This window comes from Streptomyces sp. NPDC005898, from assembly GCF_040629635.1.
Taxonomy (GTDB): domain Bacteria; phylum Actinomycetota; class Actinomycetes; order Streptomycetales; family Streptomycetaceae; genus Streptomyces.
On sequence record NZ_JBEXWC010000010.1, the window covers coordinates 237,898 to 257,954 of the forward strand.

Consider the following 20,057-nt stretch of genomic DNA (forward strand, 5'->3'; position numbering starts at 1 on the left):
AAGCGGGCCGCCCGGAAGTCGGCGCGCCCCATCGAGGCAGGAGCAGCAGATGAGACGTATACGAGCCGCCGTCGCGACAGGGGCCCTCCTCGCCGCCTGTGCCGCACTCCTCGGCGCCGCCCCGCCGGCGCCGGCCGCCGACTCGCCGGGCTTCCGGATCCGGGACGGGCGGCTCCTCGACGCCACCGGCCGGGACTTCGTGATGCGCGGCGTCAACCACGCGCACACCTGGTATCCGGACACGACCGACAAGGCGCTGAAGGACATCAAGGCCAAGGGTGCCAACACGGTGCGTGTGGTGCTCGGCACCGGGGACCAGTGGGCCAGGAACGACACCGCCGACGTCGCCCGGGTCGTGTCCGAGTGCAAGAAGAACCGGCTGATCTGCGTCCTGGAGGCCCATGACACGACCGGGTACGGCGAGGCGGGCGCCGCGGTGCCCCTGTCCAGGGCCGTCGACTACTGGCTCGGCGTCAAGGACGCCCTCGTGGGCCAGGAGAAGTACGTCCTGGTCAACATAGGCAACGAGCCGTACGGCAACACCGGCTACGCCGCCTGGACCGACGACACCAAGAAGGCCGTCGGCCGGCTGCGGGCCGCGGGTCTGGACCACACCCTGATGGTCGACGCCCCCAACTGGGGCCAGGACTGGGCCTTCACCATGCGCGACAACGCCGCCGGTGTGCTGGCAGCCGATCCCGACCACAACATCCTGTTCGACATCCACATGTACGGCGTCTTCGACACCCCGGCCGAGGTCAGCTCCTACCTCAACCGGTTCGCCGCCGCCAAACTGCCCCTCGTGGTCGGTGAGTTCGGCGACATGCACTCCGACGGGAACCCCGACGAGGACGCCATCATGGCGAGCGCCCAGTCCCTCGGCATCGGCTACCTGGGATGGTCCTGGAGCGGCAACGGCAGCGGGATGGAGTACCTCGACCTGGTGCGGGACTTCGACGCGAGCCGGCCGACGGCCTGGGGCAGGCGCCTGTTCGAGGGGGCCGACGGCATCAGGGCCACCGCCAAGGAGGCCGGCGTCTTCGGCGGGACGGACCCCGGGCAGGGCTCCTGCGCGGTCTCCTACCGCCTGAGCGACTGGGGCAGCACGTTCAACGCCGACATCACCATCCGCAACACCTCCGGCCAGAGGATCGACGGCTGGCAGCTCGCCTTCGCCTTCTCCGGACAGCAGAAGATCAACTCCGTGTGGAACGCGAAGGCCGTCCAGAGCGGCGCCGACGTCCGGGCCACCCCCGAGTCCTGGACCCACTCCATCCCCGCGAACGGCACGGTGAGCTTCGGGTTCAACGGCTCCTCCACGGGCGCGAACACGCCGCCGAAGGCCTTCACCCTCGACGGCAAGGCCTGCACCACGGCCTGAACCGGCCCCCCGGCCGGATGAGCGCACCTCGGCGGCGGACCGGTAAGGTCGGCCGCCGAGGCACGGAACCGGTACAGCGGGAGGGCGCATGAAACGGCCGACGATCACGGACATCGCGCGCCGGGCGGGAGTCTCCAAAGTCGCGGTCTCCTACGCGCTCAACGACCAGCCGGGCGTCTCCGAGCAGACCCGCGCCCGCATCAAGGCGATCGCCCAGGAGGTCGGCTGGCGGCCCAGCAGCGCCGCCCGCGCCCTGAACGGCGCCCGGGCCCGCGCCGTGGGCCTGGCCCTGTGCCGGCCCCCTCGCACCCTCAGCGTCGAGCCGTTCTTCATGGAGCTGATCGGCGGCATCGAGGCCGAACTCGCCCCCCGCTCCATCGCGTTGATGCTCCAGACCGTCACCAGCCACGACGACGAGATCGAGCTGTACCGGCGCTGGTGGGGCGAGGGCCGCGTGGACGGCGCGCTCCTGGTGGACCTGTACGGCGACGACGCCCGCGGCCCCGCTCTCACGGCGATGGACCTGCCCGCGGTGGCGCTGGGCCCGCCGGGGGCGGCCGGGGGCGTGCCCGTCGTGTGGTCCGACGACGGAGCCAGCGTCCGGGAGACGGTCGCGTATCTGGCGGCGCTGGGGCACCGCGGCATCGCGCGGGTGGCGGGGTCCGCCCGGCTCGCGCACACCGCCGTCCGGGACGCCGCGTTCGCGGCGAGCTGCCGCGAGGCGGGCTTGCCCGAGCCCGTCGTGGTGCACACCGACTACTCCGGCGAGGGCGGGGCGCGGGCGACCCGCGGGCTGCTCATCGGCCGGGAGCGGCCCACCGCGATCGTCTACGACAACGACATCATGGCGGTCGCCGGTCTGTCCGTGGCGCAGGAGCTGAGCCTGGACGTGCCGGGCGACCTGTCCCTGGTGGCGTGGGACGACTCGCCGTTCACCCGGGCGGTTCGCCCGCAGCTCACCGCGCTGACCCGGGACATCGCGGAGTACGGGGCCTGCGCCGCGCGGACCTTGCTCGCCGCCGTCGCCCAGGAGCCGGTCCGGGACCAACAGGTGCCCGCCGCCCGGCTGGTGCCCCGCGCGAGCACCGGCCCGCCCCGCTCCCGCTGAGGCGCGCCGGTGGTGGGCCGAGGGTTCAGCTCCGCGGGGCGCGCGGCGCGCTCGTCGACGCCCGGGGGGTGAGGGACGGGGTCCGCACGGGGTGCGGCCGCACCTCGCGGCCGGCGATGACCGCGAACAGTTCGCGGGCGACCTCGGCGCCGAAGCCGTGCACGTCGTGGCTCATCGCCGACAGCGTCGGGTGGGTCAGGCGGCACAGTTGGGAGTCGTCCCAGGCGAGCAGGGACAGGTCGGCCGGGACCGCGACGCCCATCTCGGCGGCGACGCCGAGCCCGGCCACCGCCATGATGTCGTTGTCGTAGACGATGGCGGTGGGCCGCTCGGGCCGCAGCAGCAGCGAGCGTGTCGCACGGGCTCCGTCCTCGCCGGCGAAGCCCGTCGTCATCTGTGTGCCGGGGCCCAGGCCGAGCTGGTGCAGGGTGTCCTGGAAGGCCCGTTCCCGGATGGCGCTGTGTCCCAGGCCGGGCGGGCCGCCGACGCGGGCGATGTGCCGGTGGCCGAGGGCGGCGAGGTAGCGCACCGCCTCGGCCATCGCGGTGGCGTCGTCCGTCCACAGCGACGGAATGCCGCCGGTCAGGTCCGGGTGCCCGACCGCCACCGCGGGGATGCCGAGCCGCCGGAGCGGTTCGACCCGCGGGTCGTCCCGGTGGAAGTCCACCAGGACGGACCCGCCGATCTGCCGTTCGCGCCACCAGGCCTCCTGGAGGGCGATCTCCTCGTCCAGACCGCTGACCAGTCGGAGCAGCAGGGAGCAGGACCGTTCGGCGAGGACGCTCTCGATGCCGGAGATGAACTCCATGTAGAAGGGTTCGAGGCCGAGCAGTCTGGCCGGCCGGCACAGGGCGAGGCCGATCGTGTCGATGCGCTGGGTCGATAGGCTGCGGGCGGAGGAGTTGGGTGCCCAGCCCAACTCCCGGGCGGCGGCGAAGATGCGTTCCCGGGTGCTTTCGGCAAGGCCGGGTCGGTGGTTGAAGGCGATCGACACCGCCCCTTTGGACACGCCGGCGGCGGCCGCGACGTCCTTGATGGTGACGCGTTGGGTGGGGGCACTCACGCCGGTTCCACGCAGAAGAGTGCCTTGCGGAAGGTGTTGGCGCCCGCGCCGTCCGCGCCATGGACGCGGATGCGGGTGCGCTCCCCCGGCAGGAGGGTGATCAGGCCGCGGTCGGCGCTCGCGTGGGGGGCGACGCGGTCGGGCTGGAGCAGCAGGTCGCGGACGAGGGTGTGGGCGCTCACCACGACGTCGACGGTGTTCTGGTCCTGGCCGACGGTCTCCACGGCGATGTCGAGTCGCGGCGTCGGGTATTCGAACTCCTTGTCGCGTACGGGCAGATGGAGGGCGCGCAGCCCGTCGGCGTCGGCGACCAGGTACTCCTTGGTGCTGCCGGGCGCGGGCGTCACCTCGGACGGGGCGGGCAGCCGCAAAACGGTCCGGGCGGGCGCGGTGAGTCGCAGCGAGGTGCGGGCGGTGAGGGTGCCGTCGGCCCGCATCAGCCGCAGGGTGACCTCGGTCGTCCACGGTTCGGCGCTCTGGTTGGCGAGGACGACGTCGGGGCCGTCGGTGCCCGGCTGGAGGGTGAGGAGCCGGTCGGCGTAGACGCGGCGCAGTTCGTGGTGGAGGGGTTTGAGGCGGCCGTCGCCGTCGATCGCGGACCAGGAGCTGACCGGCCAGCAGTCGTTGATCTGCCAGACGATCGTGCCGGCGCAGCGCGGCCAGTTCGCGCGCCAGTGTTCGATGCCGGTGGCGACGGCGCGGGCCTGGACGACCTGGGTCAGGTAGTGCCAGCGGTCGAAGTCGCCCTCGGGCGGGGCGAAGTGGCGTTCGAGGCCGCGCCGCAGTTTGGCGTTGCCGTCCTCGGCCTTTTGGTGGTGGAGCATCCCGGGGGAATCGGGGGCGAGGCTTTCGCCGGGCAGGGCGCGGCGCAGCGTGGCCAGTGCGGGGGGTGCCTGCCAGCCGAACTCGGAGACAAAGCGCGGCACGTTCGCCAGGTACTCGGTGTAGTCCTGTCTGTTCCACACCTCCCAGGAGTGGTACGTGCCGTGGTCGGGGTCGTTGGGGTGGTGTGCCCAGGAGCCGGACCAGGGGCTGCCCGCGCTGTAGGCCCGGGTGGGGTCCAGCTCCGCGACCACGCGCGGCAGGAGGCCCAGGTAATAGCCCTCCCCCCAGGAGTCTCCCGCGAGGGGTTCCTCCCACTGCCAGTCGCGAAAGCCCCACAGGTTCTCGTTGTTGCCGTTCCACAGGACCAGGGAGGGGTGCGGCATGAGGCGTACGACGTTCTCGCGGGCCTCGGCCTCGACCTCGCCGCGCAGCGGCTGCTCCTCCGGGTAGGCGGCGCAGGCGAACAGGAAGTCCTGCCAGACCATGAGGCCGAGTTCGTCGCAGGCGTCGTAGAAGGCGTCGTCCTCGTAGATGCCGCCGCCCCAGACGCGTACGAGGTCGGCATTGGCGTCGGCGGTCTGCCGCAGGCGGGTGCGGTAGCGCTCGGGGGTGATGCGGGAGGGCAGTACGTCATCGGGGATCCAGTTCACACCGCGTACGAAGATCCGCTCGCCGTTGACGACGAACGTGAAGCCGGTGCCGTGCTCGTCGGGGCTCCGGTCGATCTCGACGGTGCGAAAGCCGATCCGCCGCCGCCAGGCGTCCAAGGCGACGCCCTCGTCCTCCAGCGTCAACTCGACGTCGTAGAGCGGTTGTTCGCCGTGCCCGCGAGGCCACCAGAGCCGGGCGTCCGGTACGTCGAGCACCAGCGTGAGGTGATCGCCGGTGGTCTCGGCGCGCGCCTGGACCCCGGCGACCGTGGTGTGCGCGACGAGCGGCCGCCCCGTGCCCGTGGCGGTGCGTTCGAGGTCGACGCGCAACTCCACGCGTCCGCGGGTTCCCGCCACGGTGACCAGCGGCCGTACCCGGGCGATGCGCGCCGTCGACCACCGCTCGATCCGCACCGGGCGCCACATGCCGGCCGTCACCACGGTCGGCCCCCAGTCCCAGCCGAAGGAGCAGGCCATCTTGCGGATGTACTGGAACGGCTCCGGGTAGACGTTCGGCCGCTCCCCGGTCGTTTCGCGGACGGCGGCGGCCTCCTCGTAGGCGGAGGCGAACGTGACGCGCAGCTCGCCGGCGCGGCCGGTGACGTCGAAGCGGTAGGAGCGGTGCATGTTGCGCGTGCGCCCCAGCTCCGCACCGTCCAGGGTGATGTGGGCGGCGGTGTCCAGGCCGTCGAAGACCAGGTCGGCGCGTTCGTGCGGCGCCGGGCCCTCTTGGGGGGCGGCCAGGGAGCGCGTGTAGGTCCAGGAGCGCCGGCCCACCCAGGCCACGTCCAGTTCGTTCGTGCCGAGAAAGGGGTCGGGGATGAGGCCCGCGGCGAGGAGATCGGTGTGGACACAGCCCGGGACCCGGGCTTCGAGGAGTGCTCCCTCGTGGCTGAGGCTCCAGCCTTCCGTCAGCTGGACGACGTCCTTCATCAGCGGCTCCCATCGGACGGGCTCACGCCCTGATCGTGTGCAACGCGCATCAACCTAGCCCGCCGGTGGTTAACCGGTCCAGTAGCCGAAGTCGATCAGAGCGGCGCCGTTCGCCCCTTGCCCGAGAAGCTCGGGCGGAGGTCCGGCTCCGACACGGGTAACGATTGGGTATCACGGCGGAAATCGTAGCTTTACCGGTTCACGACGGGCTGACATAGTGCGGGTCAGCCGCTGGGGCCCGAGCCGTAACCCTTGAAAGGAGTTGGGCACATGAGAAGGAAGCCGCTGAGCGCCGCGCTGCTTGCCACCGCGCTGCTGACCGTCGCGGGGTGTGGCGGAGGGGGGTCGGCCACGGGGGAAGCGGCCACCAAGCCGTCCGATCCCGCGAAGGTGGAGGGCACGATCACGGTGCTGACCCACCGCACCGACCTCGTGCAGGACGGCACGATGAAGAAGTACGCCGCCGAGTTCAAGAAGACCTACCCCAAGGTCTCGGTGAAGTTCCAGGGCATCACCGACTACGAGGGGGAGGTGAAGATCCGCATGAACACCGAGAACTACGGTGACGTGCTGCTGATCCCCGCGGTGATCTCCAAGGGCGACTACCCGAAGTTCTTCGCCCCGCTGGGCGACACGAAGGACATGGCCCGCCGCTACCGCTTCACCGGCAAGAGCGACGTGCGCGGAAAGACGTACGGCATCGCCAACCTCGGCACCGTGAACGGGCTCGTCTACAACAAGGCGGTGTGGAAGCGGGCCGGCGTCACCGACTGGCCCACCACCCCGGCCGAATTCCTCGCCGACCTGAAGCGGATCAAGGAAAAGACCGGTGCGACGCCGTACTACACCAACTTCAAGGACGGCTGGCCGCTGAGCAGCCCGTGGACCAACAGCGTCGGCTCGGTCAGCTGTGACGCGAAGGCGTCCGACGCGCTCGCCACGTCCGACAAGCCGTGGGCCAAGGGCAGTGAGCTCAACGTCATCGACACCCTGCTCCACGACATCGTGCACGACGGGCTGTCCGAGAAGGACCCCTCCACGACCAACTGGGAGACGTCCAAGACGGACCTCGCCAAGGGGAAGATCAGCAGCATGCTGCTGGGCTCCTGGGCCGTGCACCAGATGCGTGACGCGGCGACCAAGGCCGGCCGGAACCCCGACGACATCGGCTTCATGCCCTTCCCGGCCCAGAAGGACGGGAAGTTCTGCGCCACGATGCTCTCCGACTACCAGCTGGCGGTGAACGCGCACTCGGACAACAAGAGCGCCGCCCGCGCCTGGATCGACTGGTTCACCGAGGAGTCCGGCTTCGCCGCGAAGGAGGGCGGGGTCCCGGCCCTGACCTCGATGAGCTTCCCCGACGTCCTCAAGCCGTACCAGGACAACGATGTCAAGCTGATCGAACGGTCCGAGGCGAAGACGGAGCGGGTCAACGCCATCGACAACGCCTCCGAGATCGGTCTGGCCAAGCCCGACTACCGCCAGAAGCTGATCGACATCGCCCGGGGCGCCCAGCAGGGGACCCTGCGGGGCTACTTCGACGATCTCGACAAGCGCTGGGCCGAAGCGTCCGCGACCGCCGGCGGCTGACCCGGACCCGGGCCGGGGCCTCGCACCGTTCACGGCGCGGGGCCCCGCGTCCGCACCACGCTCGCCGCGGATCACGAAAGGCCCCCTCGACATGACCGACACCGACACCACCAAAGCGCCGCCGCCCACCCGGCGGGCCGCGCCGGCCGTCCGCCGCTCCCCGCGCGCGGTGGCGCCCGCCCGCTCCTGGCGCGAGCACCCGTTGCGCAGGATCACCCCCTGGCTGTTCCTGCTCACGCCGCTGGCGCTGCTGATCACGTTCACCTACGTCCCCGTGGGCAACATGATCTATTACAGCTTCACGGACTGGGACGGCGTCAGCCCCGAACGGAACTACACCGGCCTGGACAACTACCGGCAGCTGTTCACCCGGCCCGAACTGTTCCGGGTGTTCTTCGTCAGCTTCTACTATCTGGCCGCCTCGGCCGTGCAGATCGTCATCGCCCTGTACTTCGCCACGGTCCTCAGCTTCGACCTGCGCTTCCGCAATCTGTTCAAGGGGATCCTCTTCTTCCCCTACCTGGTCAACGGCGTCGCCATCGGCTTCGTCTTCCTCTACTTCTTCCAGGACGGCGGCACCCTCGACGCGCTCCTGGCCTGGTTCGGGGCCGGTGGCGACCACGCCTGGCTCGGCGATCCCGAGTCCGCCAACACCTCGCTCGCCGGTGTCTCGGTCTGGCGCTTCACCGGGCTGAACTTCGTCCTCTTCCTCGGCGCGATCCAGTCCGTCCCGGGCGAGCTGTACGAGGCGGCGCAGCTGGACGGCGCGAGCCGCTGGCAGCAGTTCCGGCACATCATCGCGCCGAGCATCCGTCCCGTGCTGAGCCTCAGCGTCATCCTGGCCATCTCCGGCTCGCTGGCCGTCTTCGAGATCCCGTACATCATGACCGGCGGGGCCACCGGCACCTCGACGTTCGTCATCCAGACGGTGAAGCTCGCCTTCCAGTTCAACAAGACGGGGCTGGCATCGGCCTGCGCCGTCGTGCTGCTCCTGATCATCCTGGTGATCACCTGGATACAGCGGCGGCTCGTGCCCGACGACAAGGTGGACCTCGTATGACCACGCTCACCTCCGCCGAGCGGACCTCGCCCCGGAACAGGCGGCCCCGCATCGGAACGGCACTGACCTACCTGTCGTTGGTCGTCGCCGCGCTGGTGGTCCTGATCCCGCTCGTCGTCGTCTTCCTCACCTCGCTGAAGTCCTCCCGCGAGGTGAGCGACGGCGGGGCCCTCGCCCTGCCGCGCGACTGGCTGAACTTCTCCAACTACGCGACCGCGTTCCGTGACGGGCACATGCTCGCCGCCTTCGGGAACACCGCGTTCATCCTGGTGTTCTCGATCACCGGCACCGTGCTCATCGGCTCGATGACGGCGTACGCGATCGACCGCTTCGAGTTCCGCCTGAAGAAGACCGTGTTGGCGCTGTTCCTGATCGCCACCCTGGTCCCCGGTGTGACGACGCAGGTGGCCACCTTCCAAGTGGTCAACAGCTTCGGCCTGGTGGACACCCGGTGGGCGCCGATCCTGCTCTACATGGGCACCGACATCGTGTCGATCTACATCTTCGTGCAGTTCATCCGCGGCATCCCGACCTCGCTGGACGAGGCGGCCCGGCTCGACGGCGCGAACACCTTCACCATCTACCGCAAGATCATTCTGCCGTTGCTCAAGCCGGCCATCGCCACGGTCGTCATCGTCAAGGGCATCACGACGTACAACGACTTCTACATCCCGTTCCTCTACATGCCCTCCGAGGACAAGGGGACCATCTCCACGGCCCTGTTCCGCTTCAAGGGCCCTTTCGGCGCGCACTGGGAGAACATCTCGGCGGGAGCGATCCTGGTCATCGTGCCGACGCTGCTCGTCTTCCTCTTCCTGCAGCGTTACATCTACAACGGCTTCGCCCAGGGGGCCACCAAGTAGCCGGTGAGCCGGGCTGCCGGGTGGCCGGGTTGCCGGGTTGCCGGGTTGCCGGGCGTGGGTGCCCGCGGTCCGCCGCCGCGGGCACCACCTACCGCCTACCACCTACCGCCTACCGCCTGGCGGCGGTCTGGTGGACGGGCCTCACTTCAGGTGCCGGTCGAAGAACCGGTTCCCGTCCTCCACCTCGAACCACGGGGTACCGGTGTGTCCGCCCAGGTTGGCGTGGAGCGTCTTCTCCTTGGTGCCGAAGGCGTCGAACAGGTCCAGTGCCCGCTGCCGGGGGTTGCCCTCGTCGTCCCACTGCAGCAGGAACAGCAGCGGGACGGTGACCTGCCGGGCCTGCGCGCGCTGGGCACGGGGCACGTAGCCCCCGGCGAAGAAGCCGGCGGCGGCGATACGCGGCTCGGTCACCGCCAGCCGGATGCCGAGGGCGGTCCAGCCCGAGTAGCCGACCGGGCCGCCGATCCCGGGCAGCGCCAGGAGTGCGTCCAGGGTGGCCCACCACTCCGGGGCCGCCATTTCTACCAGCGGGCCGATGAAGGACTCGAAGATCTCGTCGACCGGCTCACCGGCCCGCATCGCCCGGCGCAGCTCGGCGCGGGCCCGTTCGTCGGCGGCGGTACGGGGCCGGTCGCCGCATCCGGGGGCGTCGATGGTGGCCACGGCGTAGCCGTACGCGGCGGACCGGCGGGCCCGGGCCACCAGCCGGGGGTCCCCCTTGGGCAGGCCGTTGTTGTGGGCCATCAGGATCAGCGGGGCCGGTTCCGGGGAGGCGGGGGTCCACAGGGTGCCGGGGGTCTCGCCGAGGGTGAACTCGCGTTCGACGGTGCCGTCGTCGAGGCGCTGTTCGGAAGTGAATCGCATGGTCGTGCCTTTCGGGAGTGCTCGTGAACGGCGCTCCCGGACGACCTACCGCCCGACCGTGACCCCGGAGGGGAGCACCCATGTCGTTACATCGCTCACGGGTACCACCTCCTCGTCCTCACGCACGGCCTGCCGGAAAAGTAGCAGCGGCCGCCGGGGCCCGCCAACGGGTTATCGCGGGCCCTCGTCGCTGACCGAGCGAAGTACGTGCGGGGCCCGCGCGACTTGCCCCCGACTCCTGGCGTGGCCGGCGGCCGCCGTGGTTGTCTCGGGGTCCGCAGAGGTAGGGGGCGCGTGTGGACGCGGCGGGAAGCATGGCGTTATCGGCCGTACAAGTAGTGACGGCCATCGCGGCAGGGGCCGGGACCGAGGCGGGCCGGGCGTTGGGGGACGTGGTCCGAGCGCGGCTGGGGACCTCGGGCGAGGGCCGGGCCGCGCTGGCCCGGGTGAGTGCCGACCCGACGGACCCGGTGGCGGCACAGGGTCTCCAGGAGGCGATCCGGGAGGCTTTGGCTGCCGACCCCGAGTTCAGGGGCCGGGTGGCGGCGGCGTTGGCAGGGCCGGCTCCGGCCGCTCCCCCCGCCGGTACGAGCAACCATTCGTACAAGGACAGCATCGTCATCGGTAGCGGCAGCAGGATACGGCGGAGCCAGATCTCGCTGGGCCCGCTGACGATCAACAACTCCCGCAGCGCTCGCGCGTACCTGACCGCGGGTGGCGCGCTGCTGCTCGCGCTGCTGACCCTGGCCGTGTACGGCGGGACGCAGATCATCACCGGTGACGAGCTTCCCGAGTCCTCCGACGGTACATCGCCCCGAAGTTCCCGCACGGCGGCGTCCTCCGCCCCCTTGGCACCGTCACCCTCCGGTGGCGCGTCCGCTCCGGAAGTACGCGATCCGGCCGCGGCGAAGCGTATATTCCCCGGCCCGGAGAGCCTGCCGGAGGGCTGGGCTTTCACCGACGGCTCGCCGAAGAAGGACACGTGCCCCGACAACCGTGTGGGCGTGGAGGAGGACGAGACACTCCACTACATCTGCAAGGGCTCACTGCTTGATCTGACAGCGTGGTACGCCCCGGAAGCCTCAGCCGGTTTCGACCGGGTTCTCATCGAGGTCGTGACCTACTCCAGCCGGCGCGCCGCCGTTCAGGGATACCTCGGCCAGAAGGCGGAGTTGGCCAACAACCCGCCTGATGGCGTGACAGTGGAATCGCTGCCCTCCTCCTGCGATCGTTCGGCCTTCTTCAGCGCGTCCTATACCGGAGTCCTCGACGGAGTGGACAGATCGGAGGCACGCAGTGTTGTCCACTGCGGGACCGTCATGTTCAGCATCCGCCTCCACAACGACCACGGACGCAGTGTCGATCTCGACACGCTCGGCGCCCTCAGCAAGACGGTCGCCGCCCGTACCCGGCAGACGCTGAACGGCGAGACCCCTACCGCTGCCTTCGGCTCTTCCTGAACTCTTCGGTACGGGGGAACACACCTGCGAGCCGAGCAGACGGAGTGGTGAGGCACCGTCGGTTCCGGCGGGGGACGGACGTCGCGTAAACACGGGGGCGGTTCCGTTACCTCGATCAGGTGAAGAAGGGCTGCTCCATGCGTCGGATGCCGGAGGCCGGGCACGTGCAGGCGACAGATCGTTATTCGCAGGAGGTTTCGTGTCCTTGCCGCAGCACGTCTGCACTCTCAGCGGTATCCCTCGGAGCGCGGGTGAGGCGCGTGACGCTCTGGTCGCCTTCCTCGACGGTGCGGACGAGTACACGCCGTCCAGGCGCATGGACGCCCTCCTCGCCCTCTCGGAGCTGGTCGCGGACGCCGAACAGAACTCGGCCGGAATCCGGAACCTCACTGTCCGCACCTACCAGAACACCCTGGAGCTGACGCTCGAATACCGGCCCGGAGCGCGCACCGCGCCGCATGCGGGCCTCGGCTGGAACATCGTGAGCGCGGTCGCCCGCGCCGTCACGCTCACCACCCCACGGGACACGGGCGGCCGCGCCCGCGTCCTCATGGACCTGGCGTGACCGGTCGACGCCGCTGCCGTGGACCTGGCGTGACCGGTCGACGCCACTGCCGCCCTCAGCGCGCGGGAGGGCGGAGGCTCGGTCAGCGGACCACCCGCCACGTCAGTGAGTCGGTCAGCAGGCGGCGCAGGGCCGGGTCGCGGACCGCGTCGGTGTGGTCGGTGGCGCGGACCGAGAGCGTGTGCTCCCGGCCGTCCGCCGGGACGCCCAGGGCGCGAGGGCTGACCGTGCTGTCGCCCCTGGCGTGCCGCACCTCGCGGCCGTCGACGGACCAGCGCGGCCGGATGCCCTCCGCGACCCGCACGGAGACCTTCGCGTCGCGCCGGACCACGCGGTCCGTCGGGGTGAGGGCGGTGACGACGGACGCGTGCCGGTGGAAGCCGGCGATCATCGCCTCGCGGCCGGGGAGGTTGAACTCGCGGCCGAGCGTACGCATGATCGAGTTGGTGGTGGGGCGGTAGAGGCCGCGCGGATAGTAGCCGCCGCCCTCGTACGCGCCGACCGTGCCGCCGTCCGGGGAGGTCCGGCCGATCCAGCGGTACCACTTCTTCTTCTGCGCGGTCAGCTGCGCCGCCTTCAGTTTGCTGATGTTCGACTCCCACGGCTCGGCGCCGGTGTAGGTGCCGTACTCGTCGTACCAGTACTCGTCGGCCAGCTTCCCCAGGGAGTGCCCGGTCTCGTGGACGACGACCTGGTCGGACTGGGCGTTGTCGGAGGAGGCCGTCGCGATGCCGTCGTAGCCCGACGGGGAGGTGATGTCGTTGTAGCCCGCCCCGCCGTACTTGGTGGAGTTGGCGAGGACGATCACCAGATCGGGGTCGGCGGCCTTCTTCGCGTATGCCTCGACCTTGGCGGTGTCGACGCACAGCAGGCGCTCGATGCCGTCGCAGAAGAACGCCGAGCCGAGCGCGGTGTCCTTCACGGTGCCGCTCGTCGGGTCGCCGGAGACGCCGGACTGCCGGGAGACCGCGTCGACCGCCCAGACGTTGAACAGGCCCTTGTACGAGGCGTACGGCTCGACGGCGGAGACCTTCGCCCACTTGGCGCGCACGTCGGCGTGGAAGTCGGCCTGCTGGGTGGCGGTGTAGCCGTCGCCGATGAAGACGACGTCCAGCTTGGCGGCTGTCGGCCCGGCCTGGACGATCGGCACGACGTCGCCGTCGGCCTGGATTGTGGCGCGCTCCCTCGCGGTGAGCGGGGCGGGCGCCGGGATCCCGGTGTGCCGGGGGTGGGCGCCGGGGCCGGTGAAGTACTCGACGCGCTGGGCGCGCCGGTCCTGCGGGTCCGGGTCCGCCGCGGCGGCGGGTCCGGCCGGGGCGGTGGCGGCGAGCGCCGCGGTCAGGGCGGTGCCGGTGGCGAGGGCGGCGCGCAGCGTCGCGCGTCTGGCACGGCCGGATATTCGGTGCGTGGGGGGCATGGGCGTCCTTCCGAAGTCCGCGATATAAATGGCGGGTTAAGCGGGGTTAAGGCGCGGCTCAACGTAGAGGTTCCTGAGGTTCCAGGCAATGGGTGTGCGTGAAGATGCGACAAGTTGCCTGTGCGGTAAGGGCGTTCGGGGCGCCCTCCGGTCCGGATGCGGGGAGAAGTCAGTGGTGGCGCAGAACAGTTCCGGTGGCGTACGGCCCGACGACCCGGCCGAGATCGGGCGGCGCGTCCTGCGTCTGCGCGGCGAACGCGGCCTCACACAGCGGCAGTTGGCGGAGCCCGCCTACACACCCGCGTACGTCTCCACCCTGGAGGCGGGCAAGGTGCGGCCCTCCGAGGCCGCGCTGCGGCACCTCGCGGAGCGCCTCGGTGTGAGTCACGAGGAGCTGGCCACGGGCCGCCCCGCCCACCTCGCCGCCGGACTGCGGCTGCGGCTGACCGACGCGCGGCGCGCCCTGGCCACCGGCGCACCCGAGGACGCGGCCACGCTCTTCCGGGAGCTCCACGAGGAGGCGGTCGGACACGCGCTCGGCGAGGAGCAGGCCGCCGCGCTGCTCGGTCTCGGCGACTGCCTGCTGGAGTCGGGCGAACTGACGGACGCCCGCGACTGTTTCGCCTCCGCCGAACGGCTCCTCGCGGACCAGCCGCTGCCCCGCCGGGTCCCCGCCATCCGGGGGCGCGCCACCGCCCATCTGCTCACCGGTGAGCTGCGGTACGCCTGTTACCTCCTGGAGAGCACCCTCGACGAGCTCGACGCGGCGGGGTTGCACGATCCGGAGGCGCTGCTGCTCCTGTACACCGCGTCCATCGCCCCCTACATGGACATGGGGGCGCACGCCAGGGCCGCGCAGGCCGCCGAACTGGCGCTCGCGCTCGCCCCGCGCGTGAGCGACCCGGCGCTGGTCGCGGGCATGCATCGCGGGGTCGCCCGTACGCTCATCGCGGAGGGCCGCATCGCCGAGGCCGACGCGTCGCTCGCCAAGGCCCAGGAGCTCTACCGCCAGCTGCACATCCGCACCGAACTCGCCCACTGCCACTGGATGCGCGGGTACGTCCACGCCCAGGACGGCGACCTGGAGCACGCCGAGAGCGAGCTGCGCACGGCCCGGGCCATCCTCGCCTCCAAGCGGGCCGCGCTCTTCACCGAGCAGGTGGAGGTGGAACTGGCGGACGTGCTGCGGCGGCTCGGCAGGACCGCCGAGGCGGAGGCGCTGCTGCGGCCCCTGCTGGCCTCCGGTGCCGAAACGGGCGGGACGGCGGAGACGGGCAAGGCGGCGGAGACGGACCGGGCGGGCGGAACGGACCGGGCGGACGCCGCGGGTGCGGTGGGGCGGCCGGACAGGGCGCCGGGGGCGCTCGGGGCCGGGCGGGGCGCGGTGCACGCGGGCGGCGCGCACCGGCTGCTCGGTCTCATCGCCGAGGAACGGGGGGACACGGAGGACGCGGAGGAGCACTACTGCGCGGCGCTCTCCCTGCTCGAACGGTCGAGCGCGGCGGGGGATCTGGCGGACCTCTGCCGGCTCCTCGGGGATCTGTTGCGGCGTACCGGGCGGGTGGAGGCGGCCATGGACGCGTACCGCACGGGGCTCGGGCACCGGGCCGCGCCGGGCACCACCACGCTGGGGCCTGCGCCCGCCACGCCCCCGATGTCCCCGGCGTGGGGTGCGTACGGCTGACCCTTGCCCGCGCCCCTCGTCCCCCTCGTCGCTGCATCGAAGGATGTAGCCGCATCTCCTCCGCGGCTACGACTTCCTTGATCGCGAGGGCGCCGACGATAAAGGGGACGCCCCCCTGGCGTGACGGGGGGCGAGGCGGTTGTTCAGCGAGGAGAGATCCATGGCAGGCCTTCGTCCCGTTCCCTTCACTCCCCCGCGCACCTGTGCGCCGGCCCACGCTCTGGGTGGCGGGCTCGTCATGGGTGCGGCGCTGGGTGTCGGCACCGAGCTGGGCCCGGTGGCGGCCGACGCCCTCGGGGTGAGCGGCTTCCCGGCGAGGCTGTTGCCGGCCGTGCTGGTCAGCGCGGTGGCCGCGCCACTCGTGGTGCTCGCGGTCCACCGCCGGGGCGGTTCGCTCAGGGGCCTCGGGTTCGGCGGGGCGGGCGAGAACCTGCGGGGACTGCTCACGGGGGCCGGGGTGGTCGTGGCGTCGGCGGCGCTCGTGCTGGGCGCGGGGACGGCCGCCGGGATGCTGCGGTGGTCGCGCCCCGACCTGTGGACGCTCGCCGGGTATGTGGTGGCGAACGGTGTCGTCGCCCTGCTTCTGGAGGCGCTACCCGAGGAGACGACGCTGCGCGGTTACACGTGGACCGCGCTGCGGGGGCGGTTCGGCGGTCTGGGCGCGGCGCTGGGCACGACGGCCGTGTTCCTGGTCGTGCCCGGCTTCTCCACGGTCGTGGGGGCGGTGACCGCGCGCCTCGTCGGCCGCGAGGCCGGGCCGGTCGGGGCGGCGCCGGGCGGGCAGGACCCGGTCGGCTATCTGATCCTGCTGACGGTGTTCGGCCTGATGCTCGTCGCCGCCCGCTCAGCGGTGCGGCGCGCCCCGCTGAGTGTGTGCGTCGGCGCCCATCTGGCGTTCCTGACCGTCAACCGGGTCGTGTACGAGGGCCGAGGCCGAGGGGCGGGCTGGTACGCGGACCGCCTCTCCCCGGCAGCGGAACTCCTGGTCCTGGCCTATCTGTTGGTGGCCATGGCGGTGTTCCTGGTCCGGCGACGAGTGGTCCGGCGGCGCGAGCGCGAGCTCGAGCGCGGGCAGGGCGTCCCGGCCGGCCGGCGGGTCCCGCTCCGGTCCCGCTGATGCAGGCCGACGTTCGTGAAAAGCTGGCGTTCGTGAAGGCCAATCCTCGTGAAAGGCGGCGTTCCTGAAGGCCGGCGCGGGAGCCGGGTGACGGGGCCGGAGCCGGAGCCGACGGAACGGCCCTCAGGCCGTGTTCTCCTTGATGCGGCGCACGGCCGCCAGAGCACGGTCCGCGTGAGCGCTCATCCGCAGTTCGCTGCGGACCACCTCGGCGACGGTGCGGTCCGGAGCGATGACGAACGTCACGCGCTTGGTGGGCGCGAGGGAGAAACCGCGCGTCACGCCGAACCGGTCGCGCACCGCGCCCTCGGGATCCGAGAGCAGAGGAAAGCCGAGGGTGTGCCGCTTGCTGAACTCCCGCTGGCGTTCGACCCCGTCGGCGCTCACCCCCACCGGTCGCGCGCCGGCCGCGGCGAACTCCGCGGCCAGGTCCCGGAAGTGGCAGGCCTCGGCCGTGCAGCCGGGGGTGAGAGCGGCCGGGTAGAAGAACAGGACGACGGGGCCGTCCGCCAGCAGTTCGCGGAGCCGGCGGGGGGTGCCGGTCTCGTCCGGCAGCGTGAAGTCCGGGGCGGTGTCACCGACCGCCAAGCGGGCCGTCATGCCCGGCTTCCGTGCGACGTACGGATCATCGGCGACACGATGCCTCCTCGAGTGGCGGGAGCGAAACCCTACTCGACGGCGGGCGAGGGCTGTCCACGGGGCCCCGTCCCGGTCTCGGCAAACCGCCTCCCACCAGCCTTGATCTCCGGGAAAGCCCTCGTGCGATGCTGGGGCACACGCCCACGGACACCGAGAGAGCGACGGGGAGCACGGCATCGCGATGGCAGTGGCACGAAAGACAGCGAAGGGCGTCTGGGACCGGTTCTCGGCGTCCGACCCAGGACTCCTGCGCCTGATGGCGGGGTTGCGCACGGTCGGGGCGATTCTGCTCGCCCTCGCCGTGCTGGCGCTCCTCGGCACCCCGGTGCCGCATCTCGTCGCGGGCGCGATGACGGCGATGGTCGCCACGTTCGCGATCCAGGAGAAGGAGGTGCGCGGCCAGGCGATCACGCTGCTCCTCGGCCTGCCCGTGGCGCTCGCGGCGATATCCCTGGGAGCGCTCCTCAACTCCCGGGTGATCGCCGGTGACCTCTTCTTCGTGGCGCTGATCTTCGCGGCGGTGTACTCGCGCCGGTTCGGGGACCGGGGCACCGCGCTCGGGCTGATCGGCTTCCAGGTCTACTTCGTGTCGCTCTTCGTGAACGCGTCCGTGCCGGCCCTGCCGGAGCTGTACCTGACGCTGACGGTCGCGTTCGCCTGCAGCGCCGTCGCCCGGTTCGCGCTGGTGCCGGAGAGCCCCGAACGCACCCTGGCCCGGCTGCGCGAGGCCTTCCGGGCCCGCCTCGCGCAGCTCATAGCCCACCAGATCGACCTCCTCGACGCCGACACCGAGGACGTGGACAAGGTCCTGGTCGACCTGCGGCGCAGCACCGCCCGGCTGCACGAGGCCGCGCTCATGATCCAGGGCCGCCTCGAAGAGGGCACCAGCGACGCCTCGGCGGCGGCGCTGCTCCAGCGCAGGGTCGCCGACGCCGAGATCGCCGCGGAGCGCCTCGGCGTCCTGCTGTTGAACGCCCGCAGCGCCGAGCGCGTGGACACGCTCACGCTGCATCTGCCGAACGCGTCCGCGGCCATGCCGCCCCGTTCGCGGCTCGCCCAGGACGCGGGCACGGCGCTGCGCAGGGACCTGCGGGCCCTGCATCTGCTCGTGGTGCGCCTGGTCCCCGACGACCGGGGAACGGCGCTGCCGTATGTGCGCAACCGGCTGCTCGGCTACCGCGAGGAGCAGGGCCTGCCCCAGGGCTCACCGGCGATCCAGGACTGTTTCCGCGCGGTCGGTGAGACGGCGCGCGCCATCGTGGGCCTGCGGCTCGCGGTGGACGGGGCGCGGGACGAGGAGTACGACACGCCCGAAGCCGCGCGCTCGCGCGAGGAGTTCGAGGCGGAGGAGATCTCCATCTCCGGTGAGGCGGCGGAGGCGGAGGCGGCCGAGGAGCAGCCGCGCGGGTTGCGGCGTCCCACGACGAGGGCGGCCGTGCAGGTGTCGGTGGGTTCGGCGCTGGCCATCGTCGGCGGCGAGTTCCTGTCCGCGCAGCGCTGGTACTGGGCGGTCCTGACGTGCTGGGTCGTCTTCCTCAACACCGCGTCCACCGGCGAGATCCTCGTCAAGGGCTACCGGCGTCTGCTCGGCACGGTGCTCGGCGTGGTGGCCGGGGTGGCGCTGGCCGGGGCCGTCGGCGACCACACGTGGATCGCGTTCGCGCTGGTCCTCCTCTGCGTGTTCGGGATGTTCTTCACCGCGCCCCTGTCCTACGCCCTGATGTCGTTCTTCGTCACGGCGATGCTGGGCCTGCTCTACACGCTGCTCAACACCTACAGCCTCGACGTCCTCGTGCTGCGCGTCGAGGAGACCGCGCTGGGCGCGGCGTGCGGCATCATCGCCGCGGTGCTGGTGCTGCCGGTGCGTACGTCGCACCGTACCGACGAGGAACTGGGCACCGTCCTCGCGCGCCTGCGCGATGTGGTCGCGGCGGCGGTCGCGCAGCTCAGCGGCGGTCCCGCGATCGATCTCGTGGACTTGGCGCGGGACCTGGACACGGCGCTGGACGCCCTGCGCAGCTCCACGAAGCCGTTGACCCATCCGATCGCCCCGCTGCGGGCGCGGCGGCGCAACGCCCGCTATGTGGTGGCGCTCCTGGAGACCTGCGCCTATCACGCGCGGTCGCTGGCGGCGACGGCGGAGCTGGTGCCCGCGAGCAAGAGCGTGGCGGCCGACGCGCGGCTGGCGCTCGCGGGGCGGCGCATCACCCACAACATCGAGCTGATCGCCGCGCATGTGCGTGACGAGGAGAGCGACGGCGAGATCGAGTCGGGCGCCAGCATCGCCTCGATGCTGGACAGTGGCCGCCACGACGTGCTGCGCACCGGCTCGGTGGCGTTCCGTGTGCTGCGCCATCTGCAGCGCCTGGACGAGGGGATCGTGGGCCTGGCGCGCCCGCTGGGCGTCCCGCTGCCGATCCGCGAGGAGAAGCCGGCCGGCGCGCACGGCGCCGCGAAACGCTGAGGTCGCCTCCTGGCGCGAGGCCGCCCCGCCGCGTACGGGAGGGCCGCCGGGCCCCTCCCTATGCTGGACCCCTGCCCGTCGCGTCCCCTGACAGGAAGGTGGCTGCCGATGCCCGTGCCCGGTCTCCTCGCGGTCTTCGCCCATCCCGACGACGAGTCACTGATGGCGGGCGGCGTGCTCGCCCGGCACGCGGCGGCGGGGGCCCGGACCACGGTGGTGACCGCGACCTGGGCCGCGGGCACCCGGCGTGCGGCCGAGCTGGCCGAGGCGGTGCGGCTCCTCGGCGCCGGGGGGGCGGGGCGGGGGGGGGTCGGCCGCGGGGGTTCGGTGGAGCTCTAGTGTGAACTACAGGCCTATATGTGTGTGTGGGTGTT

At 71.7% G+C, this 20,057-nt stretch carries 15 protein-coding genes and 1 pseudogene; 11 read left to right on the plus strand and 5 right to left on the minus strand.

The annotated features are described in order from the left end of the window. Positions 1 to 49 precede the first annotated feature (49 nt). Both ABZ385_RS16630 and ABZ385_RS16635 read left to right on the plus strand, forming a co-directional pair. A complete protein-coding gene (locus tag ABZ385_RS16630) occupies positions 50 to 1,381 on the plus strand; it encodes a cellulase family glycosylhydrolase (RefSeq protein ID WP_358911922.1) in 1,332 nt (443 codons plus the stop codon). Positions 1,382 to 1,469: 88 nt separating this feature from the next. After that, positions 1,470 to 2,489 (plus strand): LacI family DNA-binding transcriptional regulator, encoded by a 1,020-nt coding sequence (locus ABZ385_RS16635; protein ID WP_358911924.1) that lies wholly within the window; start codon positions 1,470 to 1,472, stop codon positions 2,487 to 2,489. 25 nt (positions 2,490 to 2,514) lie between these two features. On the opposite strand, the gene ABZ385_RS16640 is transcribed toward ABZ385_RS16635, so the two are convergent. Together ABZ385_RS16640 and ABZ385_RS16645 are read right to left on the minus strand one after the other, a co-directional pair. Further along, positions 2,515 to 3,552: a LacI family DNA-binding transcriptional regulator gene (locus ABZ385_RS16640; RefSeq protein WP_358911926.1), complete on the minus strand. Its 1,038-nt coding sequence runs from the start codon at positions 3,550 to 3,552 to the stop codon at positions 2,515 to 2,517. Further along, the gene (locus tag ABZ385_RS16645) at positions 3,549 to 5,960 is read right to left on the minus strand and encodes a glycoside hydrolase family 2 protein (RefSeq protein ID WP_358911928.1); all 2,412 of its coding nucleotides are present in this window, start codon (positions 5,958 to 5,960) and stop codon (positions 3,549 to 3,551) included. Before ABZ385_RS16645 ends, ABZ385_RS16640 begins: the two co-directional genes overlap by 4 nt. 270 nt (positions 5,961 to 6,230) lie before the next feature. Here ABZ385_RS16645 and ABZ385_RS16650 point away from each other — a divergent pair, with 270 nt between their 5' ends. From ABZ385_RS16650 to ABZ385_RS16660, 3 genes are all read left to right on the plus strand, one after another. Then, positions 6,231 to 7,550: an ABC transporter substrate-binding protein gene (locus ABZ385_RS16650; protein ID WP_358699245.1), complete on the plus strand. Its 1,320-nt coding sequence runs from the start codon at positions 6,231 to 6,233 to the stop codon at positions 7,548 to 7,550. A 91-nt stretch (positions 7,551 to 7,641) separates the two neighbouring features. After that, positions 7,642 to 8,610: a sugar ABC transporter permease gene (locus ABZ385_RS16655; protein WP_358578424.1), complete on the plus strand. Its 969-nt coding sequence runs from the start codon at positions 7,642 to 7,644 to the stop codon at positions 8,608 to 8,610. Continuing rightward, a complete protein-coding gene (locus tag ABZ385_RS16660) occupies positions 8,607 to 9,473 on the plus strand; it encodes a carbohydrate ABC transporter permease (protein ID WP_358578427.1) in 867 nt (288 codons plus the stop codon). Before ABZ385_RS16655 ends, ABZ385_RS16660 begins: the two co-directional genes overlap by 4 nt. A 141-nt stretch (positions 9,474 to 9,614) precedes the next feature. Here the strand turns inward: ABZ385_RS16660 and ABZ385_RS16665 are convergent, their stop codons facing one another. Then, positions 9,615 to 10,337 carry an alpha/beta hydrolase gene (locus ABZ385_RS16665; RefSeq protein WP_358911930.1) on the minus strand — a complete coding sequence of 241 codons (723 nt, stop codon included), beginning with the start codon at positions 10,335 to 10,337 and terminating at the stop codon, positions 9,615 to 9,617. Between the two features lie 338 nt (positions 10,338 to 10,675). Between ABZ385_RS16665 and ABZ385_RS16670 the strand changes: the two genes are divergently transcribed. After that, positions 10,676 to 11,797, plus strand: a complete 1,122-nt coding sequence (locus tag ABZ385_RS16670) for a hypothetical protein (RefSeq protein WP_358911932.1) — start codon at positions 10,676 to 10,678, stop codon at positions 11,795 to 11,797. Between the two features lie 199 nt (positions 11,798 to 11,996). Beyond that, positions 11,997 to 12,362: a hypothetical protein gene (locus ABZ385_RS16675; RefSeq protein WP_358911934.1), complete on the plus strand. Its 366-nt coding sequence runs from the start codon at positions 11,997 to 11,999 to the stop codon at positions 12,360 to 12,362. Between the two features lie 82 nt (positions 12,363 to 12,444). Here the strand turns inward: ABZ385_RS16675 and ABZ385_RS16680 are convergent, their stop codons facing one another. Beyond that, positions 12,445 to 13,779, minus strand: coding sequence for a M64 family metallopeptidase (locus ABZ385_RS16680; RefSeq protein WP_358911936.1), 1,335 nt, complete (start codon positions 13,777 to 13,779; stop codon positions 12,445 to 12,447). Between the two features lie 175 nt (positions 13,780 to 13,954). Here ABZ385_RS16680 and ABZ385_RS16685 point away from each other — a divergent pair, with 175 nt between their 5' ends. After that, entirely contained in the window at positions 13,955 to 15,463 is a 1,509-nt protein-coding gene (locus tag ABZ385_RS16685) for a helix-turn-helix domain-containing protein (protein WP_358578438.1), read from the plus strand. A gap of 160 nt (positions 15,464 to 15,623) precedes the next feature. Next, entirely contained in the window at positions 15,624 to 16,580 is a 957-nt protein-coding gene (locus tag ABZ385_RS16690; RefSeq protein WP_358911937.1) for a CPBP family glutamic-type intramembrane protease, read from the plus strand. Positions 16,581 to 16,703: 123 nt separating this feature from the next. Here the strand turns inward: ABZ385_RS16690 and ABZ385_RS16695 are convergent, their stop codons facing one another. Then, entirely contained in the window at positions 16,704 to 17,180 is a 477-nt protein-coding gene (locus ABZ385_RS16695; RefSeq protein WP_358578442.1) for a peroxiredoxin, read from the minus strand. Between the two features lie 220 nt (positions 17,181 to 17,400). On the opposite strand from ABZ385_RS16695, the gene ABZ385_RS16700 reads away from it, so the two are divergent. Both ABZ385_RS16700 and ABZ385_RS16705 read left to right on the plus strand, forming a co-directional pair. After that, positions 17,401 to 19,683 (plus strand): FUSC family protein, encoded by a 2,283-nt coding sequence (locus ABZ385_RS16700; protein WP_358911938.1) that lies wholly within the window; start codon positions 17,401 to 17,403, stop codon positions 19,681 to 19,683. A 108-nt stretch (positions 19,684 to 19,791) separates the two neighbouring features. Continuing rightward, positions 19,792 to 19,974: pseudogene (locus tag ABZ385_RS16705) on the plus strand (PIG-L family deacetylase); the annotation flags it as partial. Positions 19,975 to 20,057 lie beyond the last annotated feature (83 nt).

Excerpts from the sequence above, each read along its gene's own strand:
- ABZ385_RS16635 (WP_358911924.1), top strand. The coding sequence starts at position 1,470 with ATGAAACGGCCGACGATCACGGACATCGCGCGCCGGGCGGGAGTCTCC.
- ABZ385_RS16665 (WP_358911930.1), bottom strand. The coding sequence starts at position 10,337 with ATGCGATTCACTTCCGAACAGCGCCTCGACGACGGCACCGTCGAACGC.
- ABZ385_RS16630 (WP_358911922.1), top strand. The coding sequence starts at position 50 with ATGAGACGTATACGAGCCGCCGTCGCGACAGGGGCCCTCCTCGCCGCC.
- ABZ385_RS16690 (WP_358911937.1), top strand. The coding sequence starts at position 15,624 with ATGGCAGGCCTTCGTCCCGTTCCCTTCACTCCCCCGCGCACCTGTGCG.
- ABZ385_RS16695 (WP_358578442.1), bottom strand. The coding sequence starts at position 17,180 with ATGACGGCCCGCTTGGCGGTCGGTGACACCGCCCCGGACTTCACGCTG.
- ABZ385_RS16655 (WP_358578424.1), top strand. The coding sequence starts at position 7,642 with ATGACCGACACCGACACCACCAAAGCGCCGCCGCCCACCCGGCGGGCC.
- ABZ385_RS16660 (WP_358578427.1), top strand. The coding sequence starts at position 8,607 with ATGACCACGCTCACCTCCGCCGAGCGGACCTCGCCCCGGAACAGGCGG.
- ABZ385_RS16680 (WP_358911936.1), bottom strand. The coding sequence starts at position 13,779 with ATGCCCCCCACGCACCGAATATCCGGCCGTGCCAGACGCGCGACGCTG.
- ABZ385_RS16645 (WP_358911928.1), bottom strand. The coding sequence starts at position 5,960 with ATGAAGGACGTCGTCCAGCTGACGGAAGGCTGGAGCCTCAGCCACGAG.
- ABZ385_RS16650 (WP_358699245.1), top strand. The coding sequence starts at position 6,231 with ATGAGAAGGAAGCCGCTGAGCGCCGCGCTGCTTGCCACCGCGCTGCTG.
- ABZ385_RS16700 (WP_358911938.1), top strand. The coding sequence starts at position 17,401 with ATGGCAGTGGCACGAAAGACAGCGAAGGGCGTCTGGGACCGGTTCTCG.